This is a genomic window from Stenotrophomonas sp. GD03680, assembly GCF_029844625.1.
Classification (GTDB): domain Bacteria; phylum Pseudomonadota; class Gammaproteobacteria; order Xanthomonadales; family Xanthomonadaceae; genus Stenotrophomonas; species Stenotrophomonas maltophilia_P.
The window spans coordinates 1-17,657 of the sequence record NZ_JAOCKC010000004.1 but is presented as its reverse complement, the minus strand read 5'-3'; the positions used below and the strand labels follow the sequence as shown (position 1 = coordinate 17,657).

General features: G+C 66.7%; 12 protein-coding genes. 7 read left to right on the top strand and 5 right to left on the bottom strand.

Going from position 1 to position 17,657, the window contains the following annotated elements; translation table 11 throughout:
* Positions 1-2 precede the first annotated feature (2 nt).
* The 7 genes from asnB to N5J29_RS06220 all read left to right on the top strand — a co-directional run bounded on the left by asnB (position 3) and on the right by N5J29_RS06220 (position 8,988).
* Positions 3-1,943, top strand: coding sequence for an asparagine synthase (glutamine-hydrolyzing) (gene asnB, locus N5J29_RS06250; protein WP_164152655.1), 1,941 nt, complete (start codon positions 3-5; stop codon positions 1,941-1,943).
* 65 nt (positions 1,944-2,008) lie between these two features.
* Positions 2,009-2,569, top strand: coding sequence for an NAD(P)H-dependent oxidoreductase (locus N5J29_RS06245; protein WP_065175465.1), 561 nt, complete (start codon positions 2,009-2,011; stop codon positions 2,567-2,569).
* Between the two features lie 348 nt (positions 2,570-2,917).
* Positions 2,918-4,342 (top strand): replicative DNA helicase, encoded by a 1,425-nt coding sequence (locus tag N5J29_RS06240; RefSeq protein WP_053515359.1) that lies wholly within the window; start codon positions 2,918-2,920, stop codon positions 4,340-4,342.
* Positions 4,343-4,561: 219 nt separating this feature from the next.
* On the top strand, positions 4,562-6,805 hold the full coding sequence (locus N5J29_RS06235; protein ID WP_164152653.1) for a TonB-dependent receptor: 2,244 nt from the start codon (positions 4,562-4,564) through the stop codon (positions 6,803-6,805).
* Positions 6,805-8,394, top strand: a complete 1,590-nt coding sequence (locus tag N5J29_RS06230; RefSeq protein ID WP_164152652.1) for an alkaline phosphatase D family protein — start codon at positions 6,805-6,807, stop codon at positions 8,392-8,394. Before N5J29_RS06235 ends, N5J29_RS06230 begins: the two co-directional genes overlap by 1 nt.
* A gap of 118 nt (positions 8,395-8,512) precedes the next feature.
* Positions 8,513-8,731, top strand: a complete 219-nt coding sequence (locus N5J29_RS06225) for a hypothetical protein (protein ID WP_053515365.1) — start codon at positions 8,513-8,515, stop codon at positions 8,729-8,731.
* Complete coding sequence (locus tag N5J29_RS06220) at positions 8,731-8,988, top strand: hypothetical protein (RefSeq protein ID WP_164152650.1); 258 nt, start codon at positions 8,731-8,733, stop codon at positions 8,986-8,988. The genes N5J29_RS06225 and N5J29_RS06220 overlap by 1 nt, the downstream gene beginning before the upstream one ends.
* A gap of 87 nt (positions 8,989-9,075) precedes the next feature.
* Here N5J29_RS06220 and lpdA read toward each other — a convergent pair whose 3' ends face one another.
* The 5 genes from lpdA to N5J29_RS06195 form a co-directional block, all read right to left on the bottom strand.
* Positions 9,076-10,512: a dihydrolipoyl dehydrogenase gene (gene lpdA, locus N5J29_RS06215; protein WP_053515369.1), complete on the bottom strand. Its 1,437-nt coding sequence runs from the start codon at positions 10,510-10,512 to the stop codon at positions 9,076-9,078.
* Between the two features lie 65 nt (positions 10,513-10,577).
* A complete protein-coding gene (sucB, locus tag N5J29_RS06210; protein ID WP_065175459.1) occupies positions 10,578-11,783 on the bottom strand; it encodes a dihydrolipoyllysine-residue succinyltransferase in 1,206 nt (401 codons plus the stop codon).
* Between the two features lie 43 nt (positions 11,784-11,826).
* Entirely contained in the window at positions 11,827-14,658 is a 2,832-nt protein-coding gene (locus tag N5J29_RS06205; RefSeq protein ID WP_053515372.1) for a 2-oxoglutarate dehydrogenase E1 component, read from the bottom strand.
* 186 nt (positions 14,659-14,844) lie between these two features.
* Positions 14,845-15,747 (bottom strand): GNAT family N-acetyltransferase, encoded by a 903-nt coding sequence (locus tag N5J29_RS06200; protein ID WP_164152648.1) that lies wholly within the window; start codon positions 15,745-15,747, stop codon positions 14,845-14,847.
* Positions 15,748-15,750: 3 nt separating this feature from the next.
* Positions 15,751-17,160, bottom strand: a complete 1,410-nt coding sequence (locus N5J29_RS06195) for a cupin domain-containing protein (protein WP_164152646.1) — start codon at positions 17,158-17,160, stop codon at positions 15,751-15,753.
* Positions 17,161-17,657 lie beyond the last annotated feature (497 nt).

The following is a 17,657-nucleotide window of genomic DNA, read 5'->3' as shown; positions in this document are numbered from 1 at the left end:
GCATGTGTGGATTGGCGGGAATGCTGTTGCCGGCACCGATGGTGCCGGCCGAGGAACTGCAGGCACAGGCCCTGGCCATGGGCCAGGCGCTGCACCATCGCGGGCCGGATGATGGTGGCACCTGGGTCGATGCCGCTGCCGGGATCGCACTGGCGCACCGCCGGCTGAGCATCCTCGATCTGTCCCCGCTGGGCCACCAGCCGATGGCATCGTCCGACGGCCGCTATGTGATGGCCTACAACGGCGAGGTCTACAACTTCGCGGCCCTGCGCGCCGAACTGGAGCCGCTGGGCCATGCGTTCCGTGGCCACTCCGATACCGAGGTGCTGCTGGCTGCGATCCTGCAGTGGGGCCTGGAAGACACCCTGCAGCGCTGCAACGGCATGTTCGCCATCGCTCTGTGGGACCGCAGCGAGCAGTGCCTCTGGCTGGCCCGCGACCGGGTCGGCAAGAAGCCGCTGTACTACGGCTGGGCCGGTGACGCGCTGGTGTTCGGTTCCGAGCTGAAGGCACTGTGGCAGCATCCAGCGTTCGACAACGATATCGATCGGGATGCGTTGACGCTGCTGTTGCGGCTGGATTACATCCCGGCGCCGCACAGCATCCATCAGCGCTGCTACAAGCTGATGCCCGGCCGGGTGCTGCGGGTGGATGCGGCGATGGTTGCCGCCGGAGCCGGCGCGCACCGGCCGGAGCAGGCGCAGCGTCCGTACTGGGACGCGCGTGCGCGCATGCAGGCCGCACTGGCCGCACCCTTCCAGGGCCGCATCGAGGAGGCCGAGGAGCAGCTTGATGCCCTGCTGCGCGACGCCGTGGCGTTGCGCATGGTCGCGGACGTGCCCGTCGGCGTGTTCCTGTCCGGGGGGACCGATTCGTCGCTGGTGGCGGCGCTGATGCAGGCGCAGAGCAGGCAGCCGGTGCACAGCTTCAGCATCGGCTTCCAGGATTCAAGCCACGATGAGGCACCGCTGGCCAGGGAACTGGCCGCGCATCTGGGCTGCGACCACACCGAGCTCTACGTCAGCGGGGCCGACGCACTGGCGGTGGTGCCGCAGTTGCCGACGATGTTCGACGAGCCTTTTGCCGATGCCTCGCAGGTGCCGACCGCGCTGGTGGCCCGGCTGGCAAGGCAGGGGGTGACCGTGGCCTTGTCCGGCGATGGTGGCGATGAGCTGTTCTTCGGCTACACCCGCTACGTGCGCGCGCTGCGCAACTGGCAGATGCTGGGTCGCGTGCCGGGCCCGCTGCGGCGCTGGATGGGTGCCCGCGCGCAGCAGCAGGGCGAGGCATCGCGCACGGGAGGCCTGGCGGCGCTGCTGGCCGAAACCGGCGCCCGCGGCATCGGCGATGTGTACCGCAACCGCATTTCGCGCTGGCGTGACCCGGCGGCGGTGGTGCCCGGTGCGCAGCCGGCTGGCAGCTTCTATGACCTGGCCGATCCGCTGCACGGCGCGGGCACGCCGGCAGACGCGATGATGCTGGCCGATTTCGTGACCTACCTGCCTGATGACCTGCTGTGCAAGGTCGACCGCACTTCGATGGCGGTCAGCCTGGAGGCGCGTGCGCCGTTGCTGGACTGGCGGGTGGCCCAGTTCGCCTGGTCGCTGCCGCTGGGCTTCAAGCGCAGTGAAACGACCAGCAAGGTCCTGCTCAAGCGCGTGCTGGGCCGATACGTCCCGCACGCGATGGTGCACCGGCCCAAGCGTGGTTTCGGTGCGCCTGTCAGCGACTGGCTGAAGGGCGACCTGCGGCCGTGGGCCGACGATCTGCTGCAGCCTTCGCGGCTGGAACGCGAAGGCGTGCTGTCGGCGGCCGCGGTGCAGCCGCTGTGGCAGCAGTTCCTTGGCGGCCAGCGCAAGTGGCACACGCATCTGTGGAACGTGCTGATGTTCCAGGCATGGCAGGCCCACTGGCGCCAGGTCCGGGCCAGCGTCGGCGGCTGACCTTCACTGCCTGGAAAGGGTGCGGCGAATAGGCTGGGTTTCCCGCACCAAGAGGAGTCCGTCCGATGTCCGTTCCCGCCATCGCCGTGTTCGTTGGAAGCCTGCGCCGGGAGTCCTGCAACCGCCGGCTGGCCCATGCGCTGGAAAAGCTTGCCGGCGACCGGGCCCGGTTCCAGTACGTGCAGATCCGCGACCTTCCCCTGTATGACCAGGATTTCGACGCCGATTACCCGCCATCGTGTGTCCGCCTGAAGGAGCAGGTGCGTGCCGCCGACGCCGTGCTGTTCGTGACACCCGAATACAACCGTTCGGTGCCGGGCGTGCTGAAGAACGCCATCGACATCGGCTCGCGCCCCTATGGCGACAGCGCATTCGCAGGCAAGCCCGCTGCGGTGATCGGTGCGTCCATCGGCCAGATCGGCACCGCGGTGGCCCAGCAGCACCTGCGCAACAGCCTGGCCTTCCTCGACATGCATGTGCTCGGCCAGCCGGAGGCGTTCATCCATTTCAAGGACGGCCTGATCGACGCCGACGGTACGATCCACAACGACGCCACGCGGGAATTCCTGCAGGGGTATGTGGACCGGTTCCTGGCGCTGATCGCGGTGCACGTGAAGGGCGATTGAGACGTATGGGGTCAGAGCCCTCTGCGTTGCAGAGGGATCCGACCCCAGCCACATCCGGGGTCGGATCCCGGCGCGCAGCGGCGGGCTCTGACCCCACTTGCAGCTGAGCGGGCCAGAGCCCGTACGCTGCACGGAATCCGACCCTGGCCGGCTGATCTGCGATAATGACGCACTCGGGCGTCGCACGGGCGCCCGTCGCAGGCAGTGCGACGCCTCCGCGCCATTCTGGCCAGGCTCCGGCGGATATCCCCCGTTCTCCCACGGCTTATCCACAGGCTTGTCCATGGCCGCCAGGGTCGGCGCATGCCTACACTCGTCTGGCCCCACTTTTGCAGGAAACACCGCCGCATGTCCGCCCGTCCCGGCTTCCGTTCCAACCGCAGAGACCGCGGTGATGGCTTCGAACGCGATGATTCGCGCATCGACCAGCTGCGGGTGCCACCGCATTCGGTGGAGGCCGAGCAGGCGGTGCTGGGTGGCCTGATGCTGGCACCCGAAGCGTTCGACCGGGTCAACGACCAGCTGACCGAGACCGACTTCTATCGCCGCGATCATCAGATGATCTACCGCGCGATCCGAGAGCTGTCCGAGCGTGACCGACCCTTCGATGCGGTGACGCTGGGCGAATGGTTCGAATCGCAGGGCAAGCTGGAGCTGGTAGGGGATGGCGCTTATCTGATCGAACTGGCCAGCACCACGCCGTCGGCGGCGAACATCGCGGCCTACGCCGAGATCGTACGTGACAAGGCGGTGCTGCGGCAGCTGATCCAGGTCGGTACCGACATCGTCAACGATGGTTTCCAGCCGGAAGGCCGCGACAGCAGCGAGCTGCTGGCGTCGGCGGAAAAGAGCGTGTTCGCCATTGCCGAGCAGGGCGCACGCGGGCGTACGGATTTCGTCGCCATGCCCGGCGCGCTGAAGGATGCCTTCGAGGAACTGCGCAACCGCTTCGAGAACGGTGGCAACATCACCGGCCTGCCAACCGGCTACAACGATTTCGACGCGATGACGGCCGGCCTGCAGCCGACCGACCTGATCATCCTGGCCGCGCGCCCGGCGATGGGCAAGACCACCTTCGCGCTGAACATCGCCGAGTATGCGGCGATCAAGTCGAAGAAGGGCGTGGCGGTGTTCTCGATGGAAATGTCCGCATCACAGCTGGCGATGCGACTGATCTCCTCCAATGGCCGGATCAACGCGCAGCGCCTGCGTACCGGCCAGCTGGAAGATGAGGACTGGAGCCGCGTCACCAGCGCGATCAAGATGCTGAAGGAAACCAAGATCTTCATCGACGACACGCCGGGCGTATCGCCGGAAGTGCTGCGCTCCAAGTGCCGCCGCCTCAAGCGCGAGCACGACCTGGGCCTGATCGTGATCGATTACCTGCAGCTGATGAGCGTGCCCGGCAACAGCGAGAACCGCGCGACAGAAATCTCGGAGATCTCGCGTTCGCTGAAGGGCTTGGCCAAGGAGCTGAACGTGCCGGTGATCGCACTTTCCCAGCTCAACCGCTCGCTGGAAACGCGTACCGACAAGCGCCCGGTGATGGCTGACCTGCGTGAATCGGGCGCCATCGAGCAGGACGCGGACATGATCGTGTTCATCTACCGCGACGACTACTACAACAAGGAAAACTCACCGGACAAGGGCCTGGCCGAAATCATCATCGGCAAGCACCGTGGCGGCCCGACCGGTTCGTGCAAACTGAAGTTCTTCGGCGAGTACACGCGTTTCGACAATCTGGCCCACGATTCGGTCGGTTCGTTCGAGTAGGGCTGCCGGCCGCGGGCCGGCGATCTCCTTCTGTTCTGCAAGAGCCGGGCGCGTGCCCGGCTCTTTGCGTTGGTGCGCGCGCAAGGCGCGTACCTTGCCGGGCGATGGTCACATGACGTGTAACTGACATGTAACTGGGCCTTCCTACCATGCCGCCGCTGTCCTCCCACTTCCGACGCCCGTCGCTGGCGTCCAGCGCGTCCAAGGAATCCGCCTCCCATGCCGTCCCACGCTCCGCTCCGCCGCAATCTGCTGGCTCTGCTGGTCTGTGCCTCGCTGCCGTCGCTGGCGGCCGCTGAAACCGCCCCCACCTCCGATGCACAGTCGGCGACCACCCTCGATTCGATCTCGGTGATCGGCCGCGGCGAAGCGCGCCAGGTGCAGCGTGTCACCGCCGAGGACATGAAGGTGCTGCCGCCGGGCGCGAATCCGCTCAAGCTGCTGGCCAGCAAGCCGGGCGTGCATTTCGAGTCGGGTGACGCCACCGGTGCCTACGAGTGGTCGACCAGCATCAGCCTGCGCGGCTTCAACCAGAACCGGCTTGGCTACACGCTGGACGGCATTCCGCTGGGCAACATGAGCTACGGCAACAGCAACGGCCTTCATGTCAGCCGCGCGGTCATCAGCGAGAACCTGGGCGGTGCGGAAGTCTCCACCGGCATCGGCGCGCTGGGGACGCCGTCCACCAGCAACCTGGGGGGCGTGTTCCAGTTCTATTCGATCGATCCTTCCACCGAGTACGGCGTGGTGCTGGCGCAGGGCTTCGGCAGCGACAACGCGCGGCGCAGCTATGCCCGCCTGGAGACCGGCGAGCACCAGGGGTTTGCCGCGTACCTGTCCGGCGTGTACTCCGAAGGCGACAAGTGGAAGGGGAAGGGCTCGCAGGAGCTCAAGCAGTTCAACGGCAAGGCCGTTTACAACTTCGGCGTGGACAGCAGGATCACCGCGCTGTTCAACGCATCACGCCGGGTCGAGGCGGACTACCAGGATCTGTCGCTGGAGATGATCGACCGCCTCGGCTGGACCTGGGACAACTACGCGCCGGACTGGGACCGCGCGCTGGCCGCGGCACGCGGGCAGTTCAGTGGCGGCGTCAACAGCCCCTGGGATGCGTACTACTCCGGTCATGGCCTGCGCAACGACGATATCTCCAGCGTCGCCGGCGACTTCGGCCTCAACGAAGCGATGCGCCTGAAGGTCAATGTCTACAATCACAGCAACCGCGGGCAGGGCCACTGGTTCAGTCCGTCCAATCCCTCCAATCCGGGCACCGCGCGCGAGATCCCGATCTCGATCCGCACCACCGAGTACGCGATCGACCGTACAGGCGTGACCTCCGCGTTCACCTGGAACGTCGGCGGGCACGAGCTGGAAGCCGGCCTGTGGTACGAGGACAACGGGCACAGCGTGCAGCGCAACTTCTACTACATCGATGGCCCGATCACCGACGACTTCTTCCTGCGCAATCCGGACCAGCGCGTGTGGCGCCAGCTCTACACCACCATCACCCGCCAGTTCTATGTGCAGGACCGCTTCCGCCTGTTCGACGACCGCCTGACGGTGGATATCGGCGCGAAGTCGCCGCACACCCGCACCCGCGTCCGCACGCCGCTGGGCAGCTATGCCAACAACAGCAGCCTGACCTCCAGCAAGGGACTGCTGCCGCAGGCCGGCTTCAATTTCAAGCTCAACGAAGGCAATGAAATCTTCGGTTCGTTCGCCAGGAACATCGCCGCCTATGCGCTGGGCGTGGGCAGTCCGTTCAACGTGCCGCAGCAGGCCTTCGATGCCAGTGCACGCAACCTCAAGCCGGAGCAGTCGCGCACGATCGAACTGGGCTGGCGCGGCTACGGGCAGGGGTATGAGGCGTCGGTCGCGGTGTACGACGTGAAGTTCGACAACCGCCTGCTTGCCATCGCCCAGTGCGTGGGCATCCTCGGCTGCCCTGCGTTGTTCTCCAACGTCGGTTCGGTGACCAGCCGCGGTGCCGAGGCGACCCTGCAGCTGAAGCCGGTGCAGGACGTCACCTGGTCCAACGCGCTGTCGTGGAACGACAGCACCTACGACGACGACTACGTCAACAACGGGGTGGTACCGACCCGCGGCAGGAAGACCGTGGATACGCCGGAATGGATGTTCGCCAGCACCCTGGCCTGGACGCCGGGCCCGTGGGACATGCGCCTGTCCGCCAACCATGTCGGCAAGCGTTACGTGACCTATACCAATGACCTGTCGGTTCCCAGTTACTGGCTGGTCAACGCCTCGGTGGCTTACGATTTCGGCTCCCTGGGGCCCGCGCAGAACCTGACAGTGGCAGTGAACCTGACCAACCTGGCGGACAAGCGTTACCTGTCTTCGATCAACACCAACGGCACCTATCCCGCAGATCCCACGCGCAGCCTGACGACCATGCAGGTGGGTGCGCCGCGGCAGGTGATGGCGACGGCGACCGTGCGCTTCTGATGCAGCGGCCCATGGATCCGGAGCACCGTCGTCGCCTGCTGCGCATGGCGTGGCAGGGTACGGGGGCGGCGATCGCACTGGCGGCGATGCCGGGGCTGGCTGCGGCAGGCCCACGGCCGCGTCTGGGCCGCGATCCGTTCACCCTCGGCGTCGCCGCTGGCGATCCGGATCCGCAGGGGGCGGTGCTGTGGACACGGCTCGCCCCCGATCCGCTCAACGGCGGTGGCATGCCGTCGCGGGCGGTGCCGGTGCGCTGGTTCGTGGCTGAAGATCCCGGCATGCGCCGTCCGGTGCAGCGTGGCGTCGCCGCAGCGGTGCCCGAGCTGGCGCATTCGGTGCACGTGGAGATCAATGGCCTTCGTCCCGGCCGTGACTATTACTACCGTTTTGCCTGCGACGGTGATGAGGAAAGCACGGTCGGCCACTTCCGCACCGCGCCGCTGCCGGACGCGCAGCTGCAGCAGCTGCGCCTGGCCCTGTGCACCTGCCAGGCCTGGAACAGCGGCTACTACCCGGTACTGCGTGATATCGCGCGGAGCGATGTCGACCTGGTGCTGCATGCCGGCGACTATCTGTACGAGTACAGTCCACTGCAGAACGCACGCGGCCGCACACTGGATGCGGAGCGATTCAGCGGCGAGACCGTCAGTCTGCAGCGTTATCGCGACCAGTACGCGCTGTACAAGCTCGATCCGGACCTGCAGGCAGCGCACGCGGCGCACGCCTTTGCGGTGATCTGGGATGACCATGAGGTGCAGAACGACTATTCCGGCGTCCATCCTGAAAAGGACAGCGTTCCGGTGGAGGACTTCATCGCCCGGCGGGCCGCTGCCTATCGCGCCTTCTACGAGCACCTGCCCATGCGCAGCACTCCGGCCGGCAATGGTGGCCTGCGGGTGCACCGGCGCCTGCGCTACGGCGACCTTGCGCAGCTGAGCCTGCTCGACTGCCGCCAGTTCCGTCCGGCCAACCCCTGCGGTGTGGGCGAGTCACCGCGCTGCGAGGCGGCACTGGACCCGCGCATGAGCATGCTCGGGTCCGGCCAGGAGGCGTGGTTCGCGCAGTCGATGGCGGCCGCACGGGGCACGCGCTGGAATGTGGTGGTGCAGCAGCTGCTGATGGCGCAGCTGCGGCTGGACGGCGGCACCCCGCGCGAGCGGTTCTGGAACGATGCCTGGGATGGGTATCCTGCCGCGCGCAACCGGTTGCTGCAGGCGCTGCAGGCGGGCGGGCAGGGCAATGCGATCGTGCTGGGAGGCGACTGGCATTCCACTTTCGTCAACGATCTGAAGCTGGATTTCGATGCGGCCGATGCTCCCGTGGTGGCCACGGAGTTCATCGCCCCCGCCATCAGCAGTGGCGGAGACGACACACCGTATGGCCCTTACTACGGACCGTCGATTCCCCTGAATCCGCACATCCGCTATTTCGACGGCGACCGCCGTGGCTGGTGGAAGCTGCAGCTCAACCGGCAGGCCGTGGATGCGGAACTGCGCTTGGCCGACAGCGTGCTGCGTACCGATGCCGCGGTGCGGACCGCCGCGCGTTTCCAGGTCGCCCACGGCCGCCCGGGGGCGGTGCAGGTATAGCGGCTGCGTTCCGGGTTTCATCGCGCCCTGCCGGGTTTCGTCGCAAACCGTTTGCTCCCTCCGGGGCAGGGCGGCACTGTGGTCGCAGGCGGCAAGGGGCCGCTGCAAGGAGACCGTGATGAAGACCCTGTTCGCGCTGGGCGTGTGGTGCCTGCTGTTCGTGCTGTGCTGGCCGTTGGCGATCCTTGCCCTGATCGCCTGGCCGTTCGTGTGGCTGCTGAGCCTGCCGTTCCGCCTGGTCGGCATCACGTTCTCGGCGCTGTTCGCGTTCCTGCGCGCGCTGTTCATGCTGCCGGCACGCCTGCTGGGTGGCGGCCGCGGTCCGGTGGCTGCGTGATGACGCCGGCCATCGCGGTACTGGCATTGGCGCTCGCGGCGCCGGCCCCTGCCACGCCCGCGACACCGCCATCAGCCTGGCTGGAACGCCAGCAGACCGCCGCTGCCGACGAAGCGGATGCTGCGGCGGCCAAGCTCGCCAAGCCTGACAGGCCCAAGGAACGCTGCAGGGTGGTGAAGGAATGGAAGGTGGGTGAAACCGTGGTGCAGCATCGCATCTGTGACGATGCACCGGAGCCGCCTGCTGGAAAGGTGTAGCGCCGGGCCCATGCTCGGCTCCACATCAGAAGGCCAATCAAAAAAACCCCGCCGAGGCGGGGTTTTCCTGTCATGCCACCGGGCCGATCAATTGGCCTTGTGGATGGCGCGCTTGCTGACCGCCATCGCCGCGTCGTGGACCACTTCCGACAGCGACGGGTGGGCGTGGCAGATACGGGCCAGATCATCGGCCGAACCGCTGAACTCCATGGTCAGCACGCCTTCGTGCACCAGCTCGGACACGTTGGCGCCGACCAGGTGCATGCCGAGGATGCGATCGGTCTCGGCATGGGCCAGGATCTTCACGAAACCTGCCGGCTCGATCATTGCCACGGCACGGCCGTTGGCAGCGAACGGGAAGCTGCCGGCCTTGTACGGAATGCCTTCGGCCTTCAGCTGTGCTTCCGTCTTGCCCACCCAGGCCAGTTCCGGCTCGGTGTAGATCACCCAGGGAATCGTGTCGAAGTTGACGTGACCCGGCAGGCCGGCGATCAGTTCGGCCACGGCGATGCCTTCCTCGAAGCCCTTGTGCGCCAGCATCGGGCCGCGCACGCAGTCGCCCACCGCCCAGACGCCATCGACGCCGGTGTGGCAATGCGCATCGACTTCGATCTGGCCACGCTCGTTGACCTTCACGCCGGTGCCTTCGGCCAGCAGGCCCTTGGTCGCAGCGCGACGGCCGACGGCCACCAGCAGCTTGTCCACGGTCAGGGTCTTCTCGCCTTCGCTGTCAGTGTAGGTGACAACGACTTCCTTCTTCTTGCCCTTGCCGGTGATCTCGGTCTTGGAGACCTTGGCGCCCAGGCGGATGTCCAGGCCCTGCTTCTTGAATTCCTTGGCCGCGGTCTTGGCGACTTCGGCGTCGGCGACGGCCAGAAACTCCGGCAGCGCCTCGAGGATGGTGACTTCAGCACCCAGGCGCTTCCACACGCTGCCCAGCTCCAGACCGATCACGCCGGCGCCGATCACCGCCAGGCGGTTCGGCACTTCGGTGAAGTCCAGGCCGCCGACGTTGTCGACGATGGTCTCGCCGTCGAACTTGGCGAACGGCAGTTCGATCGAATCCGAACCGGCGGCGATGATGACGTTGGTGCCCTTCAGCTCGACTTCCGAGCCGTCGTGCTGCTTCACCTTGACCACGTTGCCCGGCTGCAGTTCGCCGAAGCCGTAGTAGGTGGCGACCTTGTTGGCCTTGAACAGCATGGCGATGCCGCCGGTGAACTGCTTGACGATCTTGTCCTTGCGGCCAACCATCGCCTCGACGTCCATCTTGGCGTCCTTGAAGCTGATGCCGTGGTCGCCAAAGATGTGGCTCATGTTCCAGAACTGGCGCGAGGAATCCAGCAGCGCCTTGGACGGGATGCAGCCCACGCGCAGGCAGGTGCCGCCCAGCGCCGGCTTGCCATCCTTGCCCAGCGCTGCGTCGATGCAGGCGGTCTTCAGGCCCAGCTGGGCCGCGCGGATGGCAGCGTGGTAACCGGCCGGGCCCGCACCGATGACGACGACGTCGAATTGTTCAGCCATTGAATTAGTCCTTGATGCTTTACCGGAACCCCCTTCCGCGCGGGCGCGGAAGAGGGCGGGAGGTCTTACAGGCCGAACAGCATGCGGCCCGGGTTTTCCAGCTGGTTCTTGATGTCCACCAGGAACTGCACCGAGTCCTTGCCGTCGATGATGCGGTGGTCGTAGGACAGCGCCAGGTACATCATCGGCGCGATCACGACCTGGCCGTTCTGGGCGATCGGACGCTCCTTGATGGCGTGCATGCCCAGGATGGCGCTCTGCGGCGGGTTGATGATCGGCGTGGACAGCAGCGAGCCGAAGGTGCCGCCGTTGGTCACGGTGAAGGTGCCGCCCTGCAGTTCTTCCAGGCTCAGCTTGCCGTCACGGGCCTTCTTGGCGTAGTCGGCGATGGTCTTCTCGATGTCGGCGAACGACATGCGCTCGACGTTGCGCAGCACCGGGGTCACCAGGCCCTTCTCGGTCGACACGGCGATGGAGATGTCCGAGTAGCCGTGGTAGATGATGTCGTCACCATCGATCGACGCGTTGACCAGCGGGAAGCGCTGCAGCGCGTTGGCGGCGGCCTTCACGAAGAAGCTCATGAAGCCCAGCTTGATGCCGTGGGCCTTGACGAACTCGTCCTGCAGTTCCTTGCGCGCGGCCGACACCTTGGACAGGTCGACTTCGTTGAAGGTGGTCAGCATGGCGGTGGAGTTCTTGGACTCCATCAGGCGTTCGGCGATGCGCTTGCGGATGCGGGTCATCGGCACGCGTTCTTCCGGACGTGCGCCACCGGCCTTGCCGGCGCCGCCATTGCGGGCGAAGTTGACGATGTCTTCCTTGGTCACCGCGCCGCGACGGCCGGTGCCGTCCACGTCGGCCGGGTTCACGCCCTCGGTGATGGCGGTGAAGCGGGCACCCGGCGGCAGCGCATCGGCGGCCGACTTGGCTGCCGGGGCCGGAGCCGCGGCGGGAGCCGGAGCAGCGGCTGCGGCCGGAGCCGGGGCATCGGCCTTCTTCTCTTCAGCGGCCGGAGCCGGGGCAGCCGCCACGGCGCCTTCCTCGATGATCGCCACGACCTGGCTGGAGGTCACGGTGGCGCCCACGTCGAACTTGATCTCCTTCAGCACGCCATCGACCGGCGACGGCACTTCCAGGACGACCTTGTCGGTTTCCAGGTCAAGCAGGTTTTCGTCGCGCTTGACGGCGTCGCCCACCTTCTTGTGCCAGGTGGCGATGGTGCCGTCGGCGACGGATTCGGGCAGTACCGGGGCTTTGACTTCGGTGGCCATGCGGGAGCTTCCTGGTTTGTCTTCTAAATAAGGGGGAGGAGAGTTATTCAGCGACCTGGTCGTTGAACGGGTTGACCAGTGCGTCGGCAATCAGCTGCTGCTGCTCGCGGACATGGTCAGCCATGTGACCGGCAGCCGGCGACGCCGAACGTGCGCGACCGGCGTAATGCAGGTTCTGGCCCTCGGCCAGGCAGAACTGCAGGTGGTGGCGGATCTGGTACCACGCGCCCTGGTTCTGCGGTTCTTCCTGCGTCCACACCACGTCGGTGGCCTTGCCATACTTCTTCAGTTCGGCAGCCAGCAGCGCACGCGGGAACGGATACAGCTGCTCCACGCGGATGATCGCCACGTCGTCCTGGCCACGCTTGGTCTGGTCTTCCAGCAGGTCGTAGTAGACCTTGCCCGAGCACAGCACCACGCGCTTGACCTTCTTGGCGTCGGCATTGGCATCGCCGATCAGGTGCTGGAACTCGCCATTGGCCAGCTCGTCCAGGGTCGACACCGCCAGCTTGTGGCGCAGCAGCGACTTCGGCGACATCACCACCAGCGGCTTGCGGGTGGTCATGTGCAGCTGGCGACGCAGCATGTGGAAGGCCTGGGCCGGGGTCGACGGCACGACCACCAGCATGTTCTCCAGCGCGCACAGCTGCAGGAAGCGCTCCAGGCGCGCCGAGCTGTGTTCCGGGCCTTGCCCTTCATAGCCATGCGGCAGCAGCAGGGTCAGGCCGGAAATGCGGCCCCACTTGGCTTCACCGGCGGCGATGAACTGATCGATCACCACCTGGGCGCCGTTGGCGAAGTCGCCGAACTGGCCTTCCCAGATGCACAGCGTGTTCGGATCGGTGGTGGAGAAGCCGTACTCGTAGGCCATCACGGCTTCTTCGCTCAGCAGCGAATCGATGACGGTGGCCTTCTCCGGCGAATCCACCAGCTGCCGCAGCGGCATGTAGTAGTTGTCGGTCTTCTGGTCGTGCAGGATCGCATGGCGGTGCGTGAACGTACCGCGGCCGACGTCCTGGCCGACCAGGCGCAGTGCATGGCCTTCGTCCAGCAGGGTGGCGTAGGCCAGGTTTTCGGCAAAGCCCCAGTCGCCCGGAATCTCGCCAGCGGCCATCTTGCGGCGGTCGTCGTAGACCTTGGCCACGCGCGAGTGCAGCTGCACTTCGTCCGGGATGGTGTTGATCAGCTTGGCCAGCTCGACCAGCTTGTTCTTCTCGACCTTGGTCGAGACCGGGTCGGACAGCTTGCCTTCCAGCAGCTTCGGCCAATCAACGAACAGCGGGCTGCTCGGCGGAGTCTTCTCGACCTTGGCCAGTTCGGTGGTCACTTCGCCGGCGTCCAGCTTCTCGCGGTAGGCATCGACCATCGCCTTGCCGGCGCCGGCGGCGATCACGCCCGCCTTTTCCAGCTGCTCGGCATACATCTCGCGGGTGGTCGGGTGCTTGCGGATCACCTGGTACATCAGCGGCTGGGTGATCGCCGGCTCGTCGGCCTCGTTGTGGCCCCAACGGCGGTAGCACATCAGGTCGATGACCACGTCCTTGGCGAACTTCTGGCGGAACTCGAACGCCAGCTGCGCGGCGAACACCACCGCTTCCGGGTCATCTCCGTTCACGTGCAGCACCGGCGCGGCAATCATCTTCGCCACGTCGGTGGCATAGCGCGTGGAGCGCGTATCCAGCGGATTGGAGGTGGTGAAGCCGACCTGGTTGTTGACCACGATGTGCACGGTGCCGCCGACGGCGAAGCCGCGGGCCTGCGACATCTGGAACAGTTCCATGACCACGCCCTGGCCGGAGAAGGCCGCGTCGCCGTGGATCAGGATCGGCATGACCTGCTTGCGGGCGGTGTCCTTGCGGCGCTCCTGGCGCGAACGCACGGAACCGGCCACGACCGGGTCGGCGATTTCAAGGTGCGACGGGTTGAACGCCAGCGCCAGGTGGACCGGGCCACCCTCGGTGGCCACGTCGGCGGAGAAGCCCATGTGGTACTTCACGTCGCCGGCCGAGGCGTGCTCGTCGTGCTCGAACTTGCCTTCGAACTCGTCGAACAGCTTGCGCGGGTTCTTGCCCAGGGTGTTGACCAGCACGTTCAGGCGGCCGCGGTGGGCCATGCCGATCACCACGTCCTTGACGCCGTCCTTGCCGGCGCTGCGGATGATGGTGTCCATCATCGGGATCAGCGCATCGCCGCCTTCCAGCGAGAAGCGCTTCTGGCCGACGTACTTGGTGTGCAGGTAGCGCTCCAGGCCTTCGGCCGCGGTCAGGCGCTCCAGGGTGCGGCGCTGGGTGTCAGCGTCCAGCTGGTAGTTGCCGCCGGCCAGTTCCAGCTTCTTGTAGATCCACTGGCGCTGCTCGACCTCGGCGATGTGCATGAACTCCGCACCGATCGAACCGGTGTAGGTCGCCTTAAGGCGCGCCAGCAGATCGCGCAGCTTCATGCGAGGCTGGCCGCCGACGCCACCGGTGCTGAACTCGCTGTTGAGGTCGGCATCGGACAGGCTGTGGAACGGCAGGCCCAGGTCCGGCGTATTGACCGGCGCAGCCAGGCCCAGCGGGTCCAGGCGGGCGTCCAGGTGGCCGCGCGAACGGTAGGCGGTGATCAGACGACCGACATTGCGCTCACGCTCGTCGCCCGCACCTGCGCCGGTGCCGGCCTTCAGCGCATCCTTGGCCGCGTCCGCGATGTGGGAAATGACGGCCGAGTGCGGAATGTCACCTGCTTCGCGGCCCTTGAAGCCGTCGAAGTAGGTCTTCCATTTGGGATCGACACTGTCCGGGGAGACGAGGTACTGCTCGTACAGGTCCTCGACATAGGAGGCGTTGCCGCCGGCGAGTTGCGAAGATTGCGCAAACTGCTTCAGTAGATTGTCCACGATGGAGGGTGTTGATTCGCTTTGTGGGGTATGGCTTAAGAAGGACCCGGCAGGAAGATGAATAGCCCTGCGCAGGCGCGTTCAAACAGCCAAATTGTACCCCCATCCGGACACGAAGGGGCATCGCGGAGGCCATCGTGCGTCCCCCGGTGCCGCTTCCAGACAGGTTGAACCCGACCGTCGCGCTCAGAGGCCAAGCGCGCGTAGTTCGCTGCAATCGCGCGAACGGTCCCAGACGCGCTGCAATTGCTGCTCGAACTGCCGCGAACGTGCCGGCAGCGCGATGCCGGCCTCGCCGTCGAGGCGATGGCCGATCAGACGAAAGTAGAAGTCGCCCCTGTCATTGATCAGGCAGGCGGACGCCAGTGCCCGGTCGACCGGATCGGCCACCTCGCGGAACAGGATCACGCTGGGCAGCCGCTGTGCCATCGCCAGCAGCGGCGCGCCGGCACGGCCAATGGCTGCCGCGTCATGCACGATCGCCCGCAGCTGCTTGTCGTGGCGGGCACTGGCGAAGCGGCGCAGGGCGGCCTGTACCGGGCCGGCATCGAGCAGGCCCGGGTCCAGCAGGTGGCTGTGCAGCCATACCTGGCGACGGGCACGGTGGAGGAGGGCGGTGGTGGCGGCCACGGCCTCGGCGTGGCTGTTGATCGCGCTGGCCGCGTCCAGCCGGCGGCGCATCTGCTGGTGCCCCAGGCCGGCCTCCTCGAAGACCTCGCCCTCAGGCAGGAAGCCCTGCCGCGCGTAGAAGTCGCGGGCGGGCAGCTGTGCGTGCAGATGCAGCTCGGCCAGGCCGAGGCCATGGCCGGACTCGACCAGGGCCTCGAGCAGGGCTTCACCGATGCCCTGGCTGCGGTGGCTCGCCAGCACCGCCATGCGGCCGACGCGACCATCAGGTGTGAGCCGACCAGTGCCGACCGGCGTGCCGTCGGCATCCAGCGCCAGTACATGGGCGCTGACCGGGTCCATCGCGTCGCGCTCCAGTTCGCTGGCAATGCCCTGCTCCTGCACGAACACCTGCTGGCGCACAGCGTGGATGGCGCCATGCGCATCGGCATGACCTACCTGATGGACGCGGATCGAGGGCATGACTCAGGCGCGACCGGCGTCGCTGTCGTCTTCTTCGTCGTCTTCGAAGTTGACGATGACCTCGATGCCATCGTCATGCACGGTCACCACGTGGACATCGTCGGACACGGCGTCGTCATCGATCACCTCCACCTGGTCGCGGCCTTCGACCACCTCACCGAGGACGCCTTCATCCTCGCCCTCGTCGTCGGCGCCATACAGCTCGCTGGGGTCGATCAGCTGGAACACGCCGCCGACCAGCAGCTGCTGGACCACCGCGCGGCCCTTGTCCGACAGTCCGCGATAGGCGGCCGCGTCGAGCTGCTCGGCACCGGCCAGGCGCTGCGCATCCTTCACCGGCAGCGCGAAGTCCTGGCCGCTGACGTACAGGCTGGCGCCCCGCTTGGCCCGCCGCCAGGCCAGGCGGGCCCAGGGGTGGCGTTGCAGCAGAAGGCCGGACTGCAGGGCGGCGACCACCTCTTCCTGTTCCGGCGCGGCCTGGTGGGCCATCACTTCGCCGGCGGCGCGGTAGGTGGTGATGAAGCGGCCGAACCAGTCGCCCAGCTTGTCCGGGTCGTTCATGCGGATGGCGTTGAGGGCGGTGATCACCCGTGCCATCGCCACCGTGTCGATCTCGTTCGGATCGGCCGGCAGCTTCAGGTCGGGGTCCTGGTAGCGGATGTTCTCGTCGGCATCGGCGATCAGGGTGTCCAGGTAGTCACTGATGAGTTCGGCCGAGGACGGCGCGCGCATGCCGAAGGAGAACGTCAGGCAGGGGTCTTCGGCGACGCCATGGTGCGGCACGTTCGGCGGCAGGTACAGCATGTCGCCCGGCGCCAGCACCCAGTCGTGGGTGGGCTTGAACACCTCCAGCAGCTTCAGTTCCACGTCCGGACGGAACCCCAGCGGCGGGCGCCGGCCCTTGATCGACTCGCTGGCGTCGATCTGCCAGCGACGATGGCCTTGGGCCTGCAGCAGGAACACGTCGTACTGGTCGACGTGGGCACCGACCGAGCCGCCGGTGGCGGCGAAGCTGATCATGACGTCGTCCATGCGCCAGCGCGGGAGGAAGCGGAAGTGCTCGATCAGCGCGCGCACGTCCGGGTCCCACTTGTCCACGTCCTGCACCAGCAGGGTCCAGTCGTGGTCGGGCAGGGCGGGGAATACGTCTTCCTGGAACGGGCCGGTACGTACGCGCCAGCCGTCCTGGCGCTTGTCGTGCTCGATCAGGCGTGCCATCACGCCTTCTTCGCAGGCCAGCCCGGCCAGGTCTTCCGGCTGCACCGGAGACTGGAAATCAGCGAAGGCGTTGCGGATCAGCAGCGGACGCTTCTGCCAGAAATCGCGCAGGAACACGGCCGGGGACATGCCCAGCGGCTGGCCGGGACGGGCGGTGACTTCGATGAGCGGGGCGGAGGACTTGCGGGCGGCCATGGGGGAATCCTTGCAGCGGAAAGCGGGAGGGCGGCGCGGCGTGCCGCCAAGGCGTCCATTGTCCGACGTTCGTTGGGATTGCGCACGTGCGGTGGTTTGTCGCGGGGTGTCCGGCCAACGGCGGAGCCCCTCGTGGCGGGTGCTTGGTCGCGTGAAGGCAAAAAGCCGTGCCTGGCCGGGCGGGTGGGCTGCGCGGGGGTGTCCGCCGCATGGATGCGGCGGCCAAGCTTACAGGGACGTACTTGCAGCGTCCCCCGCGCAGCCCACCCGCCCGGCCCCTGACAGTTTCCTGCGGGGTCCGCCACGGAATGGAAGAAGAAAATCAAAGGCAACAGCGGCTCGCGCGCTGCGCTTGCCCGGCCCTGCAGAATCCAAAAAACCAAAGAGGGACGCGGCAAAGCCGCGTCCCTCCTTCACATTCCGTCCCGACAACAAATGCTCTTCGATCCGTCACCGGGAAGCTGTCAGAGGTGGGGCGGGTTGGGTTCGCGGGGGAC

Bases quoted from the DNA above. Each gene is read 5' to 3' on its own strand.
- asnB (WP_164152655.1), top strand. From the start codon at position 3: ATGTGTGGATTGGCGGGAATGCTGTTGCCGGCACCGATGGTGCCGGCC.
- N5J29_RS06245 (WP_065175465.1), top strand. From the start codon at position 2,009: ATGTCCGTTCCCGCCATCGCCGTGTTCGTTGGAAGCCTGCGCCGGGAG.
- N5J29_RS06240 (WP_053515359.1), top strand. From the start codon at position 2,918: ATGTCCGCCCGTCCCGGCTTCCGTTCCAACCGCAGAGACCGCGGTGAT.
- N5J29_RS06235 (WP_164152653.1), top strand. From the start codon at position 4,562: ATGCCGTCCCACGCTCCGCTCCGCCGCAATCTGCTGGCTCTGCTGGTC.
- N5J29_RS06230 (WP_164152652.1), top strand. From the start codon at position 6,805: ATGCAGCGGCCCATGGATCCGGAGCACCGTCGTCGCCTGCTGCGCATG.
- N5J29_RS06225 (WP_053515365.1), top strand. From the start codon at position 8,513: ATGAAGACCCTGTTCGCGCTGGGCGTGTGGTGCCTGCTGTTCGTGCTG.
- N5J29_RS06220 (WP_164152650.1), top strand. From the start codon at position 8,731: ATGACGCCGGCCATCGCGGTACTGGCATTGGCGCTCGCGGCGCCGGCC.
- lpdA (WP_053515369.1), bottom strand. From the start codon at position 10,512: ATGGCTGAACAATTCGACGTCGTCGTCATCGGTGCGGGCCCGGCCGGT.
- sucB (WP_065175459.1), bottom strand. From the start codon at position 11,783: ATGGCCACCGAAGTCAAAGCCCCGGTACTGCCCGAATCCGTCGCCGAC.
- N5J29_RS06200 (WP_164152648.1), bottom strand. From the start codon at position 15,747: ATGCCCTCGATCCGCGTCCATCAGGTAGGTCATGCCGATGCGCATGGC.
- N5J29_RS06195 (WP_164152646.1), bottom strand. From the start codon at position 17,160: ATGGCCGCCCGCAAGTCCTCCGCCCCGCTCATCGAAGTCACCGCCCGT.